This window comes from Maribacter spongiicola, from assembly GCF_052119685.1.
GTDB classification, from domain to species: Bacteria; Bacteroidota; Bacteroidia; order Flavobacteriales; family Flavobacteriaceae; genus Maribacter; species Maribacter spongiicola_A.
In genome coordinates, this window is the sequence record NZ_JBGQOO010000001.1 from 238,803 (window position 1) to 259,188 (window position 20,386).

Below are 20,386 nucleotides of genomic sequence, written 5' to 3' on the forward strand. Positions count from 1 at the left end.
TTACTGAAACTACTATTTCTTTTTTCTACTCAACTAACTATTTTGTAGAAAATTTAAAAGTTGTTTTTGTGATATACTTTTTCCCTGGTTCTAATGTAGTACTTGGAAATTGAGGTTGGTTTGGAGAATCAGGATAGTGCTCAGTTTCAAAACAGAATCCGCTTCGCTTTGCATATGTACCACCACTTGACATAGGTAAAGTACCATCTAAAAAGTTACCGGTGTATAATTGCATACCTGGCTGATCGGTCAACACTTCCATCATGCGCCCAGAGTTTGGGTGAAATGCTTTCGCAACTGAACGATATCCTTTTTCTTGGTTATTAAGTACCCAACAATGATCGTAACCAGCCCCTAGTTTCATTTGTTCGTTATCTTCATCTATTCCATCTCCAATCAATTTAGGTTTTCTAAAATCGAAAGGAGTATTTTCTACAGACGCTAGATTGCCTAAAGGGATTAAAGTTCTGTCAACGGGTACAAACTGATCTGCATCAATTTCCACTTTATGGTCAACAATTGTTTGAGAGAAATTTCCGGATAGATTAAAATAAGAATGTTGTGTTAGATTGACCACTGTAGTTTTATCTGTAGTCGCTTCGTACAGAATATCTAAACTATTGTCTTTATTTAAAGTATAAGTAACCATAGTATTTAAATTCCCAGGAAAACCCTCTTCCATATCTTTACTTAGGTAGCTTAATTTTAACGAGACAAACGAATCTGAATCTTTTACCTCCTCAACTTTCCAAACAACCTTGTCAAAGCCTTTTAATCCTCCATGTAAAGAATTTTCTCCGTTGTTCACAGCCAAGGTGTATTCCATATCGTTTAAAGTAAATTTTCCTTTTGCAATTCTATTTCCATAACGACCAACCAAGGCTCCAAAAAAAGGGTTTTCTTTTTCGTATTGTTCGAGGTTATCAAAACCTAATACAACATTATCCATTCTCCTCTCTGAATCAGGAGTCATTATTTCTCTTATTATACCCCCATACGTAATAATAGTAACCGAAATACCGTCTCTATTTCGCAATATGAACTGTGTTACTTTTTCATTATTAATAGTAGTCCCATAAGAACTTTTTTCAATTTGCATGGTACTATCTTTTTTTGGGACTACCTTATTTTTCATATTCTCATTACAAGCTAAACATCCTGTCAAAATAATATACAATACAATTGAAAGAATATTGACTTTAGCTAATCTCATGAATTTATTTGTGATGACGTGGTATTTTGAAAAAATCGATAAATATTATTCTAAACTAACAACAATTACTACTGTGTTACAGATTTAAAAAAACGAATTTAAATAAAAATGAAACTATTATTTTATAATGACAACATTCTAATTTAACACTATTGAAATAATTCTTGAAATTTCGCGAGCTCTGTATTTTTCAATTGCTCACATAATTTAACGAAAGTAAATTTTTCTATTACACTTCTATAACCATGGGCGTTAAGTGCACTAACCTATTTGATAATAGACAACTATAGAAAATAATGCGCAAACCTTTTCGTATTTAAATCATTTTTATCTCACTCAATCTTGTTAATTTAGGCTCGCAAAAATTAAAAAATGATTTTGAATAATTATCGCAAAGAAGACAAAGTCTTACTTGCAGTAGATTGTATTATATTCGGATTTTATCAAGAGGAATTAAAAATATTACTCGTTAAAAGAGATTTTGAACCAGCTAAAGGCAAATGGTCTCTAATAGGCGGATTTCTTAAAAAAGAGGAAGATTTAGATATAGCGGCTACAAGAATTCTGAATCATTTAACCGGACTTAACAATGTTTACATGGAACAGGTTCACTCGTATTCTAAATTAGACCGTGACCCAGAAGAAAGAACCATATCGGTAACATACTTTGCACTAATCGATATAGCTCATCATTGTAAGGATCTTTTAAAGCAAAACCCTATAAAATGGTTTGATCTAAAAGATGTTCCCGAATTAATTTTTGACCATAACGATATGGTACAAGATGCTCTTAAATCTCTTCGAAATAGAGTTGGCACTAAACCCATCGGATTTGAACTTTTGCCAGAAAAATTTACTATGCGTCAGCTTCAAAAGCTATATGAGGCAATTTTAGATACTGAATTGGACAAAAGAAATTTTATCAATAAATTCAACTCTTTTGAACTCTTAACCAAATTGAAAGAAAAAGATATGAGCTCATCTAAAAAAGGAGCCTTTCTATTTGAGTTCGATGAAGATAAATACCAAAAGAAAGTTGAAGAAGGTTTTTGCTTTAAAATATAAAAGTCTACCTAAAAATTGTTGTTAAAAAGTTATCAATACCATTTATAGTAGGATTAAACCAAGGATAGTAAAGTACATAAGAGTGTGGAGCTGTTTCAAAAGAAATAATTTCAAAATAAATGCCATAGGCTTTAAGACTATTGGTATAATCTTCACGACCAGCATGCATACGATCAACAGAACTATTAATAAACAACGTTGGCGGTGTTTTCTGGTTTACATAGCTCAATGGAGAGGCGGCTTGCCATAATAAAGGGTTTTCCTCTTTAGAATACCCGAACCAATGGGTCGCTGCAGATATGCTCTTACTATCGTCCCCTTCACCGCTTTCTGAATGAACAAATGACAGGGTACCGTCCATATCAATAATAGCATTTACATGAGATGAGCTGTTTTTCTTACAACTATTACCTTCAAACAAGGGCATATTGGAAGTTGTTCCTAAAAATGCAGCAAGTTCGCCACCGGCAGAGAAACCAGATATTACTATTTTCTCAGGATCAATCCTATACTTTTTGGCATTGGAACGAACCCATCTAATAGCCGATTTTAAATCATGTACCGCTGCCGGAAATAGTGCTTCCGTAGACAATCTATACTCGGGGGTAAAACAAACATAACCCAAACTAGCAAGCTTTTAGGCCAAAGGAAAATGTTGGCTTTTATCACCACTTCGCCAACCGCCACCATGAACAATAATTATTGCCGTTCTTAAACTATCTATTTGAGTATTATTCTGAAAAACATCTAATTTTAGATTACGCTCCCCATATGAACAGTAGATTATATCCTTTTCTTCTTGAACATTTTCAAGTGTAAACTCTTCCACAAGTTTAATTTGAGGATATTTCTTTACATCTTTTGCAAAAGCTATAGCATTAGTATATGAGGTATCTCTATTACCCGTGATTCCATTTAAGTTTTGCGACACCCCAATAGTAGTAGATAATATTGTAATTACAATACATACCCATGCTTTTCTTATCCTCTTCATTGGATAACTATACTTAATAAAAAGTTAGTTTTTTTATAGCTTTATATATTTCGACAACACAAGTTTTTGCGCTGTAATTTCTAAAACTACCATACTAGCTACTAATAAAGCTCCCTTTTTAGATAAATGTGTATCATCTTTCTTTCCCTTTGGGTAATATGTATTCTGCCCAGGATTAAAGTGCAAGTGTAAATCTTTTGAGCCTTCCACTCCCTGTGATATTTCCATTACCTCAGTTAAATATTGTAAATCTATTAAAGGTACTTCCATTTCTTTGGCAACCATTCTTACTGCTAAAGGATATTCACCATGGGTATCAATTAAACTGCCATACTCATTAAAATTACGCCTCACAATAGATGAAAATAAGATTGGCGTTGCACCTTTTTCTCTTGTATCAATTACAAACCGAATTAAATTATGACGATATGTAGTGTGTGGATTGGTATATCTAGTAGAATCTTTAAACTTTTGATCGTTATGCCCAAACTGTATAAACACAAAATCTCCGGTAGTTAAGGTTTGTAAAACAGAATCCCATCTTCCTTCTGATATAAAACTCTTTGAACTTCGACCATTTGCTGCCCTATTATCTATTTTTATAGTCTCATCAAAAAAATCGGGTAATACTTGTGCCCAACCATACTCTGGGTTTTCTTCCGGATTTTCTTTATCAGCCATTGTAGAGTCACCGATGCAATAAATAGTAACTTCTTGTGCCGAACAAAAGGGCATTATTAAAAATAATAGAATTAAAAATTTAAAGTTCATATCAGTTTTTATTTAAGTACCAATCTTGATTAAGCTTATCGTATAAAATAGCTGCATTGGTATAAAATTTAGCCTGCTTTTTAGTAAGCTGATGTGACCATTTCTGTCTTAATTTTGGTTGGTAACCGGGGCCCATATTATTATACTCAGCGTAAAACGATTGTTTTTGTGCAGCTATATTTGACCAATTATCCCACCCTTGTTCAACAATATGCTCATCTAACCAAGTTTCCAAAAAAACTGTTTTAGCATACGTACGCCAAGGTCTTCCTAAAAATACTTCAGTTACATTATTAGCTGCGGTTAAACGGCAATTTTTAAAAACGTAACCAAATTCAACACCTTTAGGAGTTGATGCAGCAGTAATAAATGAATTTGATTTACTGTGTATCTCACAATTTTCAAAAAGTGCAGTTGCTTGTCCAAAAATAAAATCTGTTGTTCCTTCAATATAACAGTCTTTGTAATACTGCCTAAAGCCTTCACCTGTTGTATATAATGTATCTTGATTTCCTTTAATTATACAATTCTCAATTTTTACCCGAGTTGCATTTACTGAAAGTGCCAAAGCTTGCCCCACTTCACCTGCTGTATTCTCTATGGTTAGATTGGCCATATAAAAATCATTGCCCTGAACCGAAAATGTAGGTGTATGAAACGTACTGTTTCTACCTAAATTAATATCATCAAAGTAATCATCATAGGTGATAATGGTTTGTTCTGTGTTCTCGCCAATGATACTTGTATTCGTGTTCCATTCATAAACCGAAACTTTCTCTTTGTAAACTCCGTTTTTAACTTTAATCGTTACGCGCTTATCGGGGAAACCCTTGGCGGCATTTATTGCTTCTTGAATGGTTGTAAAATCACCAGAACCATTTTTGGCAACAACCATGTTATAAATATCTAATTTAGACTTCTTTTCAAATTTAGCTTCCACATTATTTTTCCAAATAGGATAGGCATTCAACACTTCTTGCGGTTCATTGGTATACCATCGATAACCATTTCTTCGTTCACTACCAATCTCAGATAAAGCATATTTTTTAATACCATCTCGGTCACAAAAAAAGACCCTATTATCATCTAATTCCATAAATCGTCCCCAGAGCAAATTTGCCGTTGAATCGGTAATTACTTTCTTATCACTTACTTTTCCATGTTCATCATAAAATCTGTCTACTCTAATACCATCAATTTTAGTATTTTCAAACCAATCTTTTGCCGATGAAATTGCTTTTACCACCGCTGGGCTAGGACATTCAATAGACATTAGTAGCAGTACAATTTTGGCAGATTCTTTACCACTTAATGAAGGTAGTTCGTATGCCCTTGCTTTTGCTGGAACAAAAGTATTTTCATCGTGTTGTGCACACCATGCTGTTAGCCTCCCATTTTGAACATACTGGGTTTTTAAAATACATGCGATGCCTTTTTGAAAAGCATTAAGGACAGCTAATTTAGTTTGTTTAGAAATATTTAAATGATCGTAAACCCCTGATTCGTTTATATCTTTCAACAATACCATAACATTGAAAATTGCATCATCATTAAATGTTATATGCGTGTAATACCCTTTGCGTAAGGGATAAAATTGAGGCCAACCCCCATTATCATATTGCGCTTTCAATAAATAGTCTAAACCTTTTAAGAATGCTGTTCTGTACTTTTCTTTCTTATTTGACTTATAAATTTTAGAAAGAAAAATCATTTCTGAGGTCGTAGCACCGTTATCAATTGTAGCACCAACAGCCTTCTTTTTATCAGCAATTAGAGATAATATATCTTCGTTTGTAAAATTATGTGGTTGTATATTTTTAGCCCAACCACCTACATTTTTTTGAAGTAGTAAGACATTTTCGGCAACCTCAATAGCTTCATTTGTCGCAAACCAAAATTCGTTTTCTGAAGCAACCAAGTCTTTCCATGAACGACTTGGTTGCTGGCCACTTATAAAGCAACTGAACATTGAAAAAACAATAATTAAAATAGGACTTAGTATTTTCATGAATCAATTACTCCTTTCTATTAATTATTAATATTTGATCCAAATTTATCTTAGGTAATTATGTTAAAAAAAACATACTCGTGTAAGCTAGTAAGCTGCTTAAGAGCTCTTTATTCTATTAGCCATGGGTTTTAATTCGGTTAGGTCAGCTATTTTCACTGGTTTTCCAGATTCTATACTATTTCTAGCACCAATACCTATTAAAACAGACATTACACCGTCTCTTATACCCGCAGACCGTTCAAAAGGGTCGTCGATATTAGGGGAAATAAAAATTTTATCGTGTAAACGTTTGTCACCGCCTCCATGACCATTTCGCTCTGTAGGTACGGCAATAGTTTCAAAATCATTCCAGTTTTTATGAACGATTATGTTTTCAATCTTTAAATCATCCATGGCTTTTTGTTCCATTTCTTTGGAATGCATTTCAGCTTGCTCTACCTTAATTTCGTTATGATATGGAATATCTAAAGATGCTTCTATTCTTCCTTCGGTGCCATTAAAAGCAATTCGCCAACCTTCAAAAGGGGAATATGTAGTTAAAGAATAATTTACGGTAACATTATTTGCATATTTTATTTGTGTTGACATTTTATCATAAATATCTATATCTTCTCTAAACAAACAACTATCACGCATATAACCATCATAATTTTCATTAGAAACGTATAAATCAACATCGCGTTTCGATTTGGTTATATTATAGTGAAAAGCGCAATTATTTTTATGCTCACAGTTTCTACAATTTTCACCTCTAAAAGGTCCATTTTTACCGTAATGCTCTAATGAACCATAGGCAAAAACTTCACTAGGGTCAGAATCTAACCACCAATTTAAAAGATCAAAATGATGAGTTGATTTATGAACCAATAGCGTGCCCCCTTTGTCTTTATAACCATGCCATCTTCTAAAATAAGATGCACCATGATAGGTATTTAAGTACCAATGAAAATCTACCGAAGTAATTTTACCAATAGTATTATTCATTAATAATTCTTTAATTTTAGTACTATAGGGGCTCCATCTATAGTTAAAACCTACAATTAATTTTTTTTCAGACTCTTGTTCGGCATCTAATATAGCCTGCGCTTTGGTTTCGTCTGTAGTTAAGGGTTTCTCGGTAAGTACATCACAACCAAATTTTAATCCTTTAATAATATACTCATGATGAGTTGCGTCTACAGTAGTAACAATTAACAAATCTGGTTTTGTGTCTTGCAACATTTGATCGCAATCATCATATGTATCACAATTTGCACCTATATATTTTTTACCGTATACTAATCTACCGGGGTTGATATCACAAAGCCCTACGAACTCAAGAATCTCGTTATATTCATCAACTAGGCGTTTTCCCCAAAAACTAGTTCCTCTTACACCTGTACCAATTAAACAAATTCGTAGTTTTTTATTGGAATTAAAAGCAAAAGAATTTAAAGGAAATAAAGTAGTTGCCGCCAACATACTAATTGAGTTTAAGAATTTTCGCCTTGTATTTTCCATATCTATTGATTTTTAAATTATCTATTCAATTCTAGAGCAGCAAACATAAATGGCCCCGTACCTTTAGGATCATTAGAGCGTATAATTTCATTTACATAATAATCGAAAGAACCATCACGATAAGGGTCGCCGCCTAAACCAGCCACACCACAACATTTATTTAAGTTGATAACACCGTTATCTTCAACTGAAATAAATTGCTCAATAATTCCGGTAAATCCTCTTTTGGCATTATTTAGATAATCGTTTGAAATATATCCTTTATTGGCTCCTTTTGCCAATACATAGGTAAACATGCTGCTTCCTGTGGCCTCCAAATAATTACCCTCTTTTTGTGGCATATCTAAAACTTGCCACCAAGTACCTTTTTCATCTTGATATTTTATAATAGATTCAGCATATTGTTTCAAATAACCAATAATACGTTCTCGACCAGGATGATTATCTGGAAGAATATCCAGTATATCTACCATTGCCATACCGTACCATCCCATACCACGTGACCAGAAATGTTTAGAAAGTCCAGTTTCTTTATTTGCCCACTTTTGTTCTTTACTTTCATCCCATCCATGGTAATACAAACCAGTTTCTGGGTCTCTACTGTGTTTTTCAATCAAATCAAATTGATGCACTATTTTATCCAATGTTTTTATTGCTTCATCTCCTTCCATATACTCCAAAGTGTATTTGGTATGAAAAGGCTCTGCCATAAAAACCCCATCTAACCACATTTGGTAAGGATATCTTTTCTTGTGCCAATAACCACCTTCAGAAGTAGTGGGCTGACCCACCAGTTGTTTGTGAAGGGTATCCATTGCTATTTTGAATCGCTTCTCAGGATTTTTCTGTTGTAACCAAAAAATTGCGTCCCCAGATTTTATCATATCCAAATTATAATCAGATAATTTATAGGTGTCTATGGTACCATCTTCCTTAATCATCCTATTGGCATAGTCATAGATATAATTATAAATCTTCTTGTCTTCCGTTCTTTCATAAACCCTTTCCATGGCCTGTAATACCAACCCGTTGGTATAGCTCCATCTAGATTCTTTTTGAAAGTCTAATAAGGTTGGGTCAGGAAATCTTTGAATTTCAGATAATGCCATACGCTCGTACCATTTGGCATCTTTTGCAACTAGTAATTCTTGAGAATCTACCGTATCCTTTGTTAGATCTTTCTTTTCAGTTTTACAATTGGATAAAAACAGGGATACTATACTTACGGTCAAAAATCCTAGAATTCCAGATTTAATTTTCATGCTCGTTTGTTTTATAATTTATTGTTGTAATTCGTTTGCCGCCAAAATAAATGGTCCCGTTCCATGTAAATTATCTGTTACAATTGGTTCGCTAATGTAATATTCAAAGGAACCATCTCTATATGGGTTTCCACCTAGACCAGCGCTTTTACAAATATTTGTGATGTGTACCTCGCCATCTTTTTCCACTTCTACCAAGTTATCAATCATCCCTTTAAAACCCCTATCGGCATATGTTCTAAAGATTGCCGGCAAATATCCTTTCTTAACGCCCTTAGCAAAAGCATAAATAAACATGCAAGTACCAGATGCCTCTAAATAATTTCCTTTACGCTCAGGCATATCGGTCACTTGATACCATAATCCAGATTCATCTTGAAACTTTACTAAAGCCTCTGAAAGCTGATTTAAATATGAAATAAGCAAAGCCCTTTTAGGATGATCCTGTGGAAAATAATCGAGCACATCTACCAAAGCCATTGCATACCAACCCATAGACCTTGACCAAAAATTAGGAGATTTACCAGTAGTTTTATCTGCCCAATCCATCTGCTTACTTTCATCCCAGGCATGGTATAGTAATCCTGTTTCAGAATCAATTGTATGCTCCCATATCAATTCAAATTGATGGGCGATATCATCTAATTTATCTCCATTCTCAAAAAGGGTATTGTATTGCGCATAGAAAGGAGCTCCCATATATAGACCATCTAACCACATTTGATTTGGATAGATTTTTTTATGCCAAAAACCATTTGACGACGTTCTTGGGTGTGTCTTTAATTGACTTCTTAAGGTATCGAGCGCAACAATATATTTTGAGTCTTTACTTTCTTCATAAAGATTGAATAAAATCTTACCCGCATTAATCATATCTATATTGAACTTTTCTCGCTCATAGCCTTTTATTACACCAGATTCATTTATCAGTGTATCAGCAAAAGTTTTGATATAATCTTTATACTGCTTTTTTCCAGAGCTTTCATAGAGACCTTCAAACGAAGTCAATAATAATCCAATTTTATAATTCCATTCAGGGCGTACAGAACCTTCAGTTTGCCATGCTTCAGGATGCCTTTTAATAATGGATTCAGCCAAACGCTCAGACCACGGCAAAGTATCAGAAATAACCAAAGACTCAGAAATTTCGGTATTTTCAGTATTCTTTAATTTGGTATCTGGTTTACAACCAATGAAAAAAGTAGTTACCAAAACAGAACTTATCAAATAGTAAAGAGGCTTATAACTCATTTCCTTTATTTTAAATCAAATAATGTAGCGTCTAAATAAGAAATAAATTCTTCCTTAGTTTTTATACCATCTTTCTCCTGTTCCCAAGCAGCTGCAAAATGATACGTTATTGGTTTGGCTGTTGGTTTAAAGACCACCAAGTGGTCAAATTCAGATTCAGTTACTTTTTCAACTTGGTCAATTTTATAAAAAATGACCATTCCCAAATCATCAGGTACCAAAGTTTGTTCGCCATAGGTTGCGAGGTAAGCCCAGCCATTTTCACCTTCTTTACCTATTGGCTCAATTCCGTCGAATTTAACAATACCTGTACTTAAACCTTCACCTTCCTTAGATGGCGTTAAAACTGCTTTGGTCATTCTAGAATCAGGTGCAATAGAAATCTCCGATTTTAAATCTATCTTTTTTTCTAAAGCTTCCCAGCCATAATAGTTTATGGTTACTCCAGAACCAACTGATGTATTATGAATCTGGGCCGTGGTAGAATCCACTTCCTTAAAATGAACCACATTTTTATCACCGTCAAATCGACCATAAGAACCTATACCCAAAGATTTTCCTACTTTTAATATATCTTGTCCCCAAGGGCTGTTCTCATGGTAAGAATCATAATTATCTAGGCCTACTTTTGAAAGCACCATGGTGTCCACTTTTTTGCCGAAAATATCGATAGCGTTACGCCAATCAAAGTACAAACGATAACCAACCTTACTACTTTCCCATCCTGGCCCTTCATATCTAATATAATAAGAGTGATCTGTTAAACTATCTGGAGCCTTGAGATATTCAATATTTTTAAATGTGAAATTATCACCTACATATTTTTTACCTTGCCATTCGCCACCTTCTTTAATGGCGATTTCCGCATATGTTTTATTGGCTACTAAATTTTCAACCACCTTAACATCATTTGCTACTTTTTTTTCTTGTTTACATGAGACTATTCCCAATAGTGCTATAAACAGTAGTTGATTTACTTTTATCATTCTTAGTTAATTAATAGGTTATTTATACTCTTAAAATTAGTATTTACTAGTTACTATAAAATAGAAAGGGACTTGATAAAATTGCTTTCACCAAACCCCATTTCAAACTAACTCAAAAAACCAAATTCTATATGCGCTTTGCAAAACAAATTTAAATTAATTGTATGCAGGGTTTTGAGCAAAATTTTTGTTGGCATTTAAATCTAATGCTGATTGAGGAATTGGTCTTAAAATCTTAAGTTCACCACCTGAACCCGCAAAATTTGATTCTTCAATTAAAGGATGATGTAATGATGCCCTTTCCACTAATTTCCCAGTTCTTTTTAAATCGAACCAACGGTGATATTCACCAAATAACTCACGACCGCGTTCGTCTAAGATGAAATCGATATCTATTGAAGTAGCATCATCAACTCCTGCCCTGTCACGAACTGTATTTAGACGATTTAAGGCAGTTGCAGCATTACCTGCCTGAAGATAAGCTTCTGCAGCTATCAAATAGGTTTCTCCTAAACGAGAAAGAACAATATCTAAAGTACTTGTTGATTCACCGAAGGGCGCATCTGGGTCATCAAACTTTTTTAATGGTATTGTTTCATAATCACCCGTTACTATGATGCCACCAATCGTAGTTTCGTAAGGATGATATACAAAATCTTCTAATTGAATGATTGAGTTAACATAAGCAGTACTGTCTGCTGGGGTAAACCAATACGGTTCGTAAAAATCTCTAATACCTTCACCGCTTAAATCACCAGAGACATGTTCCAAAAAGTATGGATTGTAAACTTCTGTCATAAAACTAGCCTCGTATCGTTCATCATCTGGCGTAAACAAACGTAATGCAAAATCAGTAGCCAAGAGGTTATAAGATCTATTTGGTGCCTCACCAGCAATTTCATTACCACCCATATAAGGTCCAAAAAAACGTGCTTGCTGATTACCTAACTCTGTAGGGTCTGCACTTACAGAACCTGAAGAATACTTAACAGCAAAAAGAACTTCTTCATTTGCTCTATTGGTATAATCCCATAACTCATCAAAAGAAAGATTTAAATCTTGACCATTAATAGCGGCATCAGCAAAACTAGCCGCAGTACTAAAATCACTTACCTCACCAAAAGATTCATAACCTCTAGTCAAATAAACCTTAGCTAATAAATGTTGAACAGCTCTTTGATTTACACGTCCATTAGAAGTATCTGTTCCTACAGCTCCTAAAGCTTCTGTTAGATCATTAATAATTGCTGTGTATACCTCCTCTGCCGAATTTCTTTCTATTTCTAGAATAGGGCTATCAATCTGCTCTAGAATTAGAGGAACGCCACCATAAGTTTGTACCAACAAAAAATAAGCGTTGGCCCTTAGGTATTTTACCTCGCCAACTCTTGAAGTAATATTGGGTGTTTGCTCAGTGATATCAGCATAAAACAAGGCCGTATTTGCCATTCGAATAGCTTTATAGGCTTGATTGTATATGATATCTACATCTTCAGATGCAGGACCTAATTCTGTATATTGGCTCAAACCTAAAGGCTCAGGACTTCTACCTTCGGCATATAAATCTGTGCCTGAACAGTATATGTAGGGTTGTACGCCATATATTTCTCGCAGTAAAGAATAATTTGCATTTATCAATCCTTCATAGCCACTTTCGGTAACATAAATACCCTCAGCAGTAGCAAAACCTCTGTTATCCACTTCTAGTACATCTTCACAAGATGTAAGAACCGTTACTGTAATTAGTAAACTAAATATAATTCTTTTCATGATATACATCTTTTTATAATTTAATACTTAATCCTAGTTGATACGTAATAGCGGCAGTACGACCAACACCTAAACTAGCACTTGCAGTTTCAGGATCATAACCCATGTAATCTGTAAATACAAATGGATCTAAAACGTTTGCATAAACCCTTAGCCCTTTCAAGTTAAGTTTATCAAGAATTTTACTTTCAAAATTATAAGACAATGAAATATTCTTAATTTTCACGAAAGACGCATCCGCATAATATCCAACTTGCTGACTTCTCCAGAAATCTCCTTGGTTTCTACCTTGTGGATATTCATTTGAGAATTGTGCTGGTATTCCTGCTCCATTTTCTGGTACGTAAAAAGAAATATCAGCTTTTTGACGCCCTCTATCTCTAGTATCTGTAAAATTCGCTCTCCAAGGGCTGTATGTATACACACCTTGACTCGTTATTGCTGAAGCAGAAAGTGTTAAGTTACCGTAACGAATATTAGTAAATATACTGCCACCCCAATCTGGATCTACAGAACCTAATACAACTCGGTCATCTTCTGGAGTAATTTCCCCATCTCCATTTATATCCTTTACCTTAGCCTGACCTTCGGTAACACCTCCTGGAACATTAGTTTCACCTGCTTGAACGATACCGTCAAAAACATAGTTATAATTTGATCTATTTCCATTTTCTCCTGCAACCCCTATAGATTCCCCAATAAATAAACCATTACCGATATCATCAAGTTCCGTTTGACCATTGATTGACTCGATAGAGTTTGTATTATTGGTATATGTTAAAGTTACATCCCATGAAAATTTATCAGTTTTTATTATTTTGGTATTAAGAAGTACTTCTACACCTTTATTACGTACCGAACTGGCATTATCTAAGATGCCTGATTCAGCGCCTATTTCTACTGGAAGCAAGCGTTCAAACAAAACACCTTCTGATAGTCTATTGTAATAGTCAAAAGAACCACTTACCCTGTTGTTGGCAAGTCCAAAATCAAGTCCAAAATTTACTTCGTTGGTTCTTTCCCAGGTTAATGCAGAATTCGCCAATGCTGTAGCTCTAAAACCATTAACAGGACCGTCAAGATCATAGTATAATTGCTCATTTAAAGTATTCAAGGTAGGGTAAGGGTTTCTATTTCTATCGAACGAATTATTACCCGTAGAACCATAACTTGCCCTAAGCTTCAGGTTAGAGAAAACACTATTTTCCATGAAGTTTTCATTTGAAATCGTCCAAGCAGCAGCTATAGCAGAAAAGGAGTCCCACTTGTTCTCTTCACTAAATAAAGAATAACCGTCCCATCTATTAGATAAGGTTAAAAAATATTTTCCGTCATAGTCATAATTAAATCTTAACGCATATGAGGATAACGATTCATCTAAAAATCCAGTTCCTAAATTAAATGTAGCTTGTGGACCAGAACCCAAATTATCAGTTCCACTTTCAAAAGAAAGGTTACGTGAAGACAAGAATCTAGACTCAATTTGAGATGAGAAAACACTTTGTAAGGCCAACAGTTTAACATTATGTTTCTCATTAAAAGTTTTATTAATATTAAACTGGTTATCCCATGTATAATTAAAGCTTTTTCTAATGTCTAAATCTCCTAAAGGACCTCCATTACTCAATCCTTCATTGGTTAAATTACCCCAAGATCTACCTCTTTCACGATTATCATATCCTGAAGAAAATGTGGTTCTAAAAGATAACCAATCTGTGAATTTATAATCCATAAAAACGTTACCTACAATATTCCATCTTTCAACATTATCAGAAGAATTGGCAATTTGTAACAATGGGTTATAAGTACTTGTTTTGTTGATTGCAAAATTACCTGAAGTAGGAAACACTAACTTTCCTGGCTGGTCAAATAATTCATCTGTTTCAACTCCATTATCATCAATTGCATAAGGACTTAAAAACGGAGCTAAACGAAATGCCTCTTGCATTGCATTACTGCTGCCACGCTCATTTTCAGTTTTTGTAATAGTAACGTTTGCACCAAAAGAAAATTTATCATTTACATTATGAGACACCCCGGTTTTTAAAGTAAATTTATCCAAATCTTCATTTAAAAGATTACCAGTTTCATGCTGGTAGCCCATTCCTAAATTGTAAGAGAGTCCGTTTTCAGAACGCCCGTTTATATTTAAGTAGTTATTTTGCTGAATACCGCTTCGCAACACAGCGTCATACCAGTCAAAAGTTTGGTTTGCATCGAATCGCTCTCTTAAAACAGAATTCGATCCACCAATTACCGTGCTCTCTAGTCTCTCTGGAGTAATGGCTAATGGTCCACCAGGCTCGTTAATTGTTGCCAAGTAAGCTGATTTATGGTAATATTGCCAGGTTGGACCGTCCATTAATTCAGGTAAGCGAGCAACGTTTTTAATACCCATAAATGAATCAAAACTAACATTAAAACCGCCTTTAGCCGAAGAACCGCTTTTTGTTGTTATTAATACCACACCATTAGAACCTCTAGAGCCGTAGATAGCAGCAGAGGATGCATCTTTAAGAATATCTATCTGCTGTATGTCCTGCGGATTTAGAAAGTCAATATCATCAACTGGAGCTCCATCTACAACAAATAGTGGATTACCTCCTGCAAATGAACTCTGTCCCCTTATTTGAATGCTAAAACCATCACCCAATCGTCCTGTATTATTACTAATTTGAACTCCTGCAACATTACCTTGCACAGATTCTAAAGGATTAGTAAAATTTCTTTCAGTCAACGATTCAGCACTAACGCTGGCAATGGCTCCCGTTAAATCTGATTTTTTAACAGATCCATACCCCACAACAACAACCTCATCAAGACTCTGGGTATCTTCATTCAAGGTTATGTTAAATTGAGTTTCACCGTTAACGGGTACATTTTTTGTTTCAAAACCAATATAGCTAATAACCAAATTAGCATTGTCAGTTGAAAGGGTCAAATTAAATTTACCGTCAAAATCAGTTTGAGTTCCGTTGGTAGTTCCCTTTTCTACAATATTAACACCGGGTAAGGGAGCACCTGCTTCTGACACCAGACCGCTAACCGTTGTTCCTTGTTGAGCAATAATACTACTAGTAGTCAAAAGACCTAGTAGTAAAATACACGTAAATAGCCGTTTTTTAGCATTTACTTTTGTAAATAGTTGTTTCATAGTTGTAATTAAGTTGAGTGAATGTTTAAGTTAATTCGTAATTGATTTCATTAATTTTTCATTGATATAAGTGTTTATAAAGTTGATATTTCTAACATTTTTTAATTTGTATATAGAATCTACGCGCTTAATGGTAACATCTTTAAAGGTTATATCTGAAATAGTTAGTTCTTCATGACCTTCTGCCAATATTCCGTATTTACCACCGTTCTCTACTTGAATATTTTCCAAACTGATATTTCTTACCTCTGGCATATAGTTACCCTCTTGATTGGCATATATTCCATAAAAAAGGTTGATTTTCAATACCGCTTCTTTTACTTGGCCAACCTTTAAATTTCTTACGTAGACATTTTCAACAGTACCCCCTCTTTTAGTATTTGTTTTAATACGAATGGCTCTGTCTAAATTTGGACTATCCATAATACAGTTTTCTACATAAACGTTTTTAACCCCTGCCGAAATTTCGCTGCCAATTACCACACCGCCATGACCATCTATCATTTTACAATTTTGCACGATAATATTTTCACTTTTAATACCTACTCTTCGTCCATCTTCGTTTCTACCAGACTTAATAGCAATACAATCATCACCAGTATTAAATACTGAATTCTTTATAATTACATTCTTAGAATACTCTGGATCACAACCGTCATTATTGGGCCCATGACTTTCAATCGTAACCCCGTCAACAGTTACATTTTTAGATTTTAAAGGATGAATAATCCAAAAAGGGGCATTGATAATTTTCACACCTTTGATAAGAACATTTTCACATTCAAAGGGTTCAATAAAAGTTGGTCTCAAAAATTCGCCAATTCCAAAAATTCTTTCTTCTACAGGTACACCTTTTTCTGACATACCTTCTTTTAATTTTGCTAGCGACGAATGTTGTTTTGGATCACCCTCTTGCCACCCATATGAATTACTACCACACCAAGGCCACCAAAATTCATTACTTGCTTGTCCATTTAAAATGCCTTGACCTGTTATAGCAATATTTGTTTTGTTCTTCGCATAAATTAATGGAGAAAAATTCATTAGTTCAGTACCCTCGTATGAGGTATGCACAATTGGATAGTCTTGTAAGTTTGTACTAAATAATATTTCGGAACCAGCTTCTAAATGAAGATTTACATTATTATCTAAGTGAATTGGACCTGTTAAAAATGAACCTTTAGGTACCAATACAATACCACCACCATTTTTAGCACATGCAGCTATGGCATCAGCAAAGGCTTTTGTATTTAATGTTATACTATCTGCTACAGCCCCAAACTCGACTATATTAAATATGTCATTTTTAAATTTGGGTACAATTACATTGTCGATAACAACTTGCATTTCTGCCCACGGATCTTTTTTGATTTCTTTTTTTTCTGTACAAGCCAAAACAGATACTAATAAAAATGAGAGAAGTATAGAATTACCAAAGAAGGCAGTGCCATTTTTAACTTTAAATAATTTTGTGAAATTCATTTTTGTGTAACTTAATGTAATCGATTACACAATAGTAATAAATAAATAACCGTTTAACAAAATATTTAGATTAAAAGATTTAGATTTAACAAAATAATCATTAAAATTTTAATAAAAAACCGTTTTTAGGGGTTATAAACTCCGAAATTAATTTTGAAGGCTCAAAATTTCGTCTATTTTCAAATATTAGGTAATCGATAACAATTTCTTATTTTTGTAGGTTGAACGATTGTCATATCTTAGAAACCTAAATGAAAAAGAAAACTACTATTTATGATATTGCTAAGGCGTTAGATATTACCGCTGCTACAGTATCAAGGGCTTTAAATGACAATCCGAGAATTAGCAAAACTACACGAGAGCTTGTATTAGCTACTGCCACTAAAATGAATTATAAGCAAAATAGACTTGCTTTGGCATTAAAAAGTGGTCGAAGTAAAAACATCGGTGTTGTTGTACCATATATTAATAGAAATTTTTTCTCCTCTATTATTAGAGGTATTGAAGATGAGCTATACCCTAAAGGCTATCATGTTATTATATCACAAACTCATGAAGATAAAGATAGAGAACTTAAAATACTTCAAAATTTATTAAATGAACAAGTTGAAGGAATTTTAATTTCCACATCTTTTACCAATGAAGAAAAACAGAAAATTGAATTTTTAGTAAAAAAAACTACGCCTTTTATCTTCTTCGATAGAAAACTAAATTTTCCCGATACAAGTTCTGTATCACTTGATGATTATCAAGGGGGCTATGATGCAACAAAACACCTAATTGACCAAGGGTGTAAAAAAATTGCCCATTTTCATATTGATAACGGTCTTGAACTATATAAAAATCGTTTAAATGGATATAAGGATGCACTGATTGCCAATGGCTTGGAATTTTTACCAGAGTACGTTATTCCGCTAAAAAGTGATATGGAAGCAGGTAAAGAAGCTGCAGAGAAATTAATGAAATTACCGGTGCCACCAGATGCCATTTTCTCGTCTACAGATAACGGGTTACTCGGAGCAATTAAATATTTACAAAGCTTATCTATAAAAATACCAGAAGATTTTTGCGTAGTGGGCTTTAGTAACGAACCTTTTACCCAATTTTTAGAGCCGTCTATTAGCTCTGTTGACCAATCGCCAGTGGAAATGGGTAAAATGGCTGCACAAGTTTTCTTAGAACAAGTTGAAAGTGAGCAATCTGTAAAAATTCAAAAAAATGTCATTTTACCAGCTAAACTAATTATTAGGAAATCATCTAGTAAGTCGACATAGAATTTGATGCTCATAAATTAGTTAAAGTGACACTCCCCTTTTCCAAGGTATAAAATCATCTTGACCTAACTTATCTGCCTTTGCTTCTATTTCACCACTAGCAACTTGAATCACGTATTCCAAAATCTCTTCTCCCATTTGATGAATCGTTTTTTCTCCACGAATTACTGCACCTGTATCTATATCGATAATATCGGGCATTCGTTCTGCGAGTATTGTATTCGAAGAGACTTTTAAAACAGGAGCAATAGGATTTCCCGTTGGTGTACCCAAACCAGTTGTAAAAACTACTACGTTGGCACCTGAACCAACCATACCTGTAGTACTCTCTACATCATTACCTGGTGTACAAAGTAGATTTAGGCCCGGTTTAGTTACATATTCGCCATAGTCTAAAATAGCCTGAATAGGTGATGTACCTCCTTTTTTGGCTGCACCGGCTGATTTCATAGCATCGGTAATTAAACCATCTTTAATATTGCCTGGTGAAGGATTCATATCAAAGCCTGACCCTGCCGCCTCAGCCGAAGCTTCATAGGCTTTCATAAGGTTCATGAATCGTGCTGCATCTTCATCATTAACACATCGGTTAACGAGTTCTTGCTCCACACCACAAAGTTCTGGAAATTCAGAAAGTATTGGTGAACCACCAACAGCAGCTAATATATCTGAAGCATAACCCAAAGCAGGGTTCGCAGAAATACCCGAAAATCCGTCAGAACCACCACATTCTAATCCCATTTTCAATTTTGAGATAGAAGCAGATCTACGTTCAATGGCATTTGCAGCTTTTATACCAACGAAAGAATCTTTTATTATAGTATTCAACATTTCATCGACAGTACCCATTTGTTGCTGCTCATAAATTAGAACAGGCTTATCTAAGTTGGGGTCAATATCTTTTAATGCGTTTTTGAACAAGTCTATTTGTAAATTTTGACATCCTAAACTCAAAACGGTCGCACCAGCTACATTCGAATTTTTTACGTATCCTGCTAAAAGCTTGGCCAAAGATTGCGAATCTTGTCGAATACCTCCACAACCGCCTTGATGGGTAATGAATTTTACTTCAACATTATTAAAAGTATTCTCATTCGAATCTTGAATGAATACAGTATCAGTTATGGTCGTACCGTCTATCAAATTTCGTAATAGCTGTCTTTGGGAGTTAGATTTACCAATAGATAATTCCTTTTCAAAAACGTCTTTAAGTTTTTCTATATTCTTATTCTCACAAAAGACTAAAGGGAAAAACAACCAAACATTTTGAGTGCCAACTTGCCCGTCAGATCGGTGGTACCCCATAAAAGTCCTGTCTTTCCATTTTGTAATATCCGGTGCGTTCCAAATTACATTTCGAGTTCTTCCTTTTACAGTCTCACTTTGATGCTTTACATTCTCAGTAGTTAAAATACCACCTCTTTTAATTAAAGATGTTGCCTTGCCCACCAAGACTCCATACATAAAAATCTGCCCTTCCATTTCAAGGTCTACCAATGCAATTTTATGTTTTGCTTTCGTATTAGAAAGTATTTTAATTTCCTTTCCTTCAAAATGAATAAACTCACCTTCTGTTAAATCTACCAAAGCGATAGCAACATTATCTTCTGCTTGAACCTTAATCAACCTATTCTGCATACATCCTTTTTTAAA

General features: G+C 34.3%; 15 protein-coding genes. 2 read left to right on the top strand and 13 right to left on the bottom strand.

The features are described from left to right. Nucleotides 1–37: 37 nt before the first annotated feature. Nucleotides 38–1,213, bottom strand: a complete 1,176-nt coding sequence (locus ACEN2N_RS00930; protein ID WP_441822577.1) for an aldose epimerase family protein — start codon at nt 1,211–1,213, stop codon at nt 38–40. 372 nt (nt 1,214–1,585) lie between these two features. Here ACEN2N_RS00930 and ACEN2N_RS00935 point away from each other — a divergent pair, with 372 nt between their 5' ends. Continuing rightward, entirely contained in the window at nt 1,586–2,278 is a 693-nt protein-coding gene (locus ACEN2N_RS00935; protein WP_441822578.1) for an NUDIX hydrolase, read from the top strand. Nucleotides 2,279–2,282: 4 nt separating this feature from the next. On the opposite strand, the gene ACEN2N_RS00940 is transcribed toward ACEN2N_RS00935, so the two are convergent. The 11 genes from ACEN2N_RS00940 to ACEN2N_RS00990 all read right to left on the bottom strand — a co-directional run bounded on the left by ACEN2N_RS00940 (nt 2,283) and on the right by ACEN2N_RS00990 (nt 17,459). Then, entirely contained in the window at nt 2,283–2,903 is a 621-nt protein-coding gene (locus ACEN2N_RS00940) for an alpha/beta hydrolase fold domain-containing protein (RefSeq protein WP_441822579.1), read from the bottom strand. Nucleotides 2,904–2,915: 12 nt separating this feature from the next. Further along, nucleotides 2,916–3,272 carry a hypothetical protein gene (locus ACEN2N_RS00945; protein WP_441822580.1) on the bottom strand — a complete coding sequence of 119 codons (357 nt, stop codon included), beginning with the start codon at nt 3,270–3,272 and terminating at the stop codon, nt 2,916–2,918. Between the two features lie 33 nt (nt 3,273–3,305). Next, nucleotides 3,306–4,043, bottom strand: a complete 738-nt coding sequence (locus ACEN2N_RS00950; RefSeq protein ID WP_441822581.1) for a rhamnogalacturonan acetylesterase — start codon at nt 4,041–4,043, stop codon at nt 3,306–3,308. A gap of 1 nt (nt 4,044) precedes the next feature. Then, nucleotides 4,045–6,051: a pectate lyase gene (gene pelA, locus ACEN2N_RS00955; RefSeq protein WP_441822582.1), complete on the bottom strand. Its 2,007-nt coding sequence runs from the start codon at nt 6,049–6,051 to the stop codon at nt 4,045–4,047. 99 nt (nt 6,052–6,150) lie between these two features. Then, nucleotides 6,151–7,554, bottom strand: coding sequence for a Gfo/Idh/MocA family protein (locus ACEN2N_RS00960; protein WP_441822583.1), 1,404 nt, complete (start codon nt 7,552–7,554; stop codon nt 6,151–6,153). Between the two features lie 17 nt (nt 7,555–7,571). Continuing rightward, the gene (locus ACEN2N_RS00965; protein WP_441822584.1) at nt 7,572–8,816 is read right to left on the bottom strand and encodes a glycoside hydrolase family 88/105 protein; all 1,245 of its coding nucleotides are present in this window, start codon (nt 8,814–8,816) and stop codon (nt 7,572–7,574) included. Between the two features lie 18 nt (nt 8,817–8,834). Then, nucleotides 8,835–10,067, bottom strand: a complete 1,233-nt coding sequence (locus ACEN2N_RS00970; protein WP_441822585.1) for a glycoside hydrolase family 88/105 protein — start codon at nt 10,065–10,067, stop codon at nt 8,835–8,837. Nucleotides 10,068–10,072: 5 nt separating this feature from the next. Then, the gene (locus ACEN2N_RS00975) at nt 10,073–11,053 is read right to left on the bottom strand and encodes a DUF4861 family protein (RefSeq protein ID WP_441822586.1); all 981 of its coding nucleotides are present in this window, start codon (nt 11,051–11,053) and stop codon (nt 10,073–10,075) included. 156 nt (nt 11,054–11,209) lie between these two features. Then, a complete protein-coding gene (locus tag ACEN2N_RS00980; RefSeq protein ID WP_441822587.1) occupies nt 11,210–12,823 on the bottom strand; it encodes a RagB/SusD family nutrient uptake outer membrane protein in 1,614 nt (537 codons plus the stop codon). Nucleotides 12,824–12,836: 13 nt separating this feature from the next. Beyond that, complete coding sequence (locus tag ACEN2N_RS00985; RefSeq protein ID WP_441822588.1) at nt 12,837–15,977, bottom strand: SusC/RagA family TonB-linked outer membrane protein; 3,141 nt, start codon at nt 15,975–15,977, stop codon at nt 12,837–12,839. 30 nt (nt 15,978–16,007) lie between these two features. Further along, on the bottom strand, nt 16,008–17,459 hold the full coding sequence (locus ACEN2N_RS00990) for a glycoside hydrolase family 28 protein (protein ID WP_441822589.1): 1,452 nt from the start codon (nt 17,457–17,459) through the stop codon (nt 16,008–16,010). Between the two features lie 251 nt (nt 17,460–17,710). On the opposite strand from ACEN2N_RS00990, the gene ACEN2N_RS00995 reads away from it, so the two are divergent. After that, nucleotides 17,711–18,733 carry a LacI family DNA-binding transcriptional regulator gene (locus tag ACEN2N_RS00995; RefSeq protein WP_441822590.1) on the top strand — a complete coding sequence of 341 codons (1,023 nt, stop codon included), beginning with the start codon at nt 17,711–17,713 and terminating at the stop codon, nt 18,731–18,733. 21 nt (nt 18,734–18,754) lie between these two features. Here the strand turns inward: ACEN2N_RS00995 and ACEN2N_RS01000 are convergent, their stop codons facing one another. Then, a complete protein-coding gene (locus tag ACEN2N_RS01000; RefSeq protein WP_441822591.1) occupies nt 18,755–20,371 on the bottom strand; it encodes a UxaA family hydrolase in 1,617 nt (538 codons plus the stop codon). Between the last annotated feature and the right edge of the window lie 15 nt (nt 20,372–20,386).

What these genes read in the sequence shown, in the direction of transcription:
- ACEN2N_RS01000 (WP_441822591.1), bottom strand. Translation starts at nt 20,371, where the DNA reads ATGCAGAATAGGTTGATTAAGGTTCAAGCAGAAGATAATGTTGCTATC.
- ACEN2N_RS00975 (WP_441822586.1), bottom strand. Translation starts at nt 11,053, where the DNA reads ATGATAAAAGTAAATCAACTACTGTTTATAGCACTATTGGGAATAGTC.
- ACEN2N_RS00965 (WP_441822584.1), bottom strand. Translation starts at nt 8,816, where the DNA reads ATGAAAATTAAATCTGGAATTCTAGGATTTTTGACCGTAAGTATAGTA.
- ACEN2N_RS00995 (WP_441822590.1), top strand. Translation starts at nt 17,711, where the DNA reads ATGAAAAAGAAAACTACTATTTATGATATTGCTAAGGCGTTAGATATT.
- ACEN2N_RS00985 (WP_441822588.1), bottom strand. Translation starts at nt 15,977, where the DNA reads ATGAAACAACTATTTACAAAAGTAAATGCTAAAAAACGGCTATTTACG.
- ACEN2N_RS00990 (WP_441822589.1), bottom strand. Translation starts at nt 17,459, where the DNA reads ATGAATTTCACAAAATTATTTAAAGTTAAAAATGGCACTGCCTTCTTT.
- ACEN2N_RS00950 (WP_441822581.1), bottom strand. Translation starts at nt 4,043, where the DNA reads ATGAACTTTAAATTTTTAATTCTATTATTTTTAATAATGCCCTTTTGT.
- ACEN2N_RS00930 (WP_441822577.1), bottom strand. Translation starts at nt 1,213, where the DNA reads ATGAGATTAGCTAAAGTCAATATTCTTTCAATTGTATTGTATATTATT.
- ACEN2N_RS00960 (WP_441822583.1), bottom strand. Translation starts at nt 7,554, where the DNA reads ATGGAAAATACAAGGCGAAAATTCTTAAACTCAATTAGTATGTTGGCG.
- ACEN2N_RS00980 (WP_441822587.1), bottom strand. Translation starts at nt 12,823, where the DNA reads ATGAAAAGAATTATATTTAGTTTACTAATTACAGTAACGGTTCTTACA.
- ACEN2N_RS00935 (WP_441822578.1), top strand. Translation starts at nt 1,586, where the DNA reads ATGATTTTGAATAATTATCGCAAAGAAGACAAAGTCTTACTTGCAGTA.
- pelA (WP_441822582.1), bottom strand. Translation starts at nt 6,051, where the DNA reads ATGAAAATACTAAGTCCTATTTTAATTATTGTTTTTTCAATGTTCAGT.
- ACEN2N_RS00945 (WP_441822580.1), bottom strand. Translation starts at nt 3,272, where the DNA reads ATGAAGAGGATAAGAAAAGCATGGGTATGTATTGTAATTACAATATTA.
- ACEN2N_RS00970 (WP_441822585.1), bottom strand. Translation starts at nt 10,067, where the DNA reads ATGAGTTATAAGCCTCTTTACTATTTGATAAGTTCTGTTTTGGTAACT.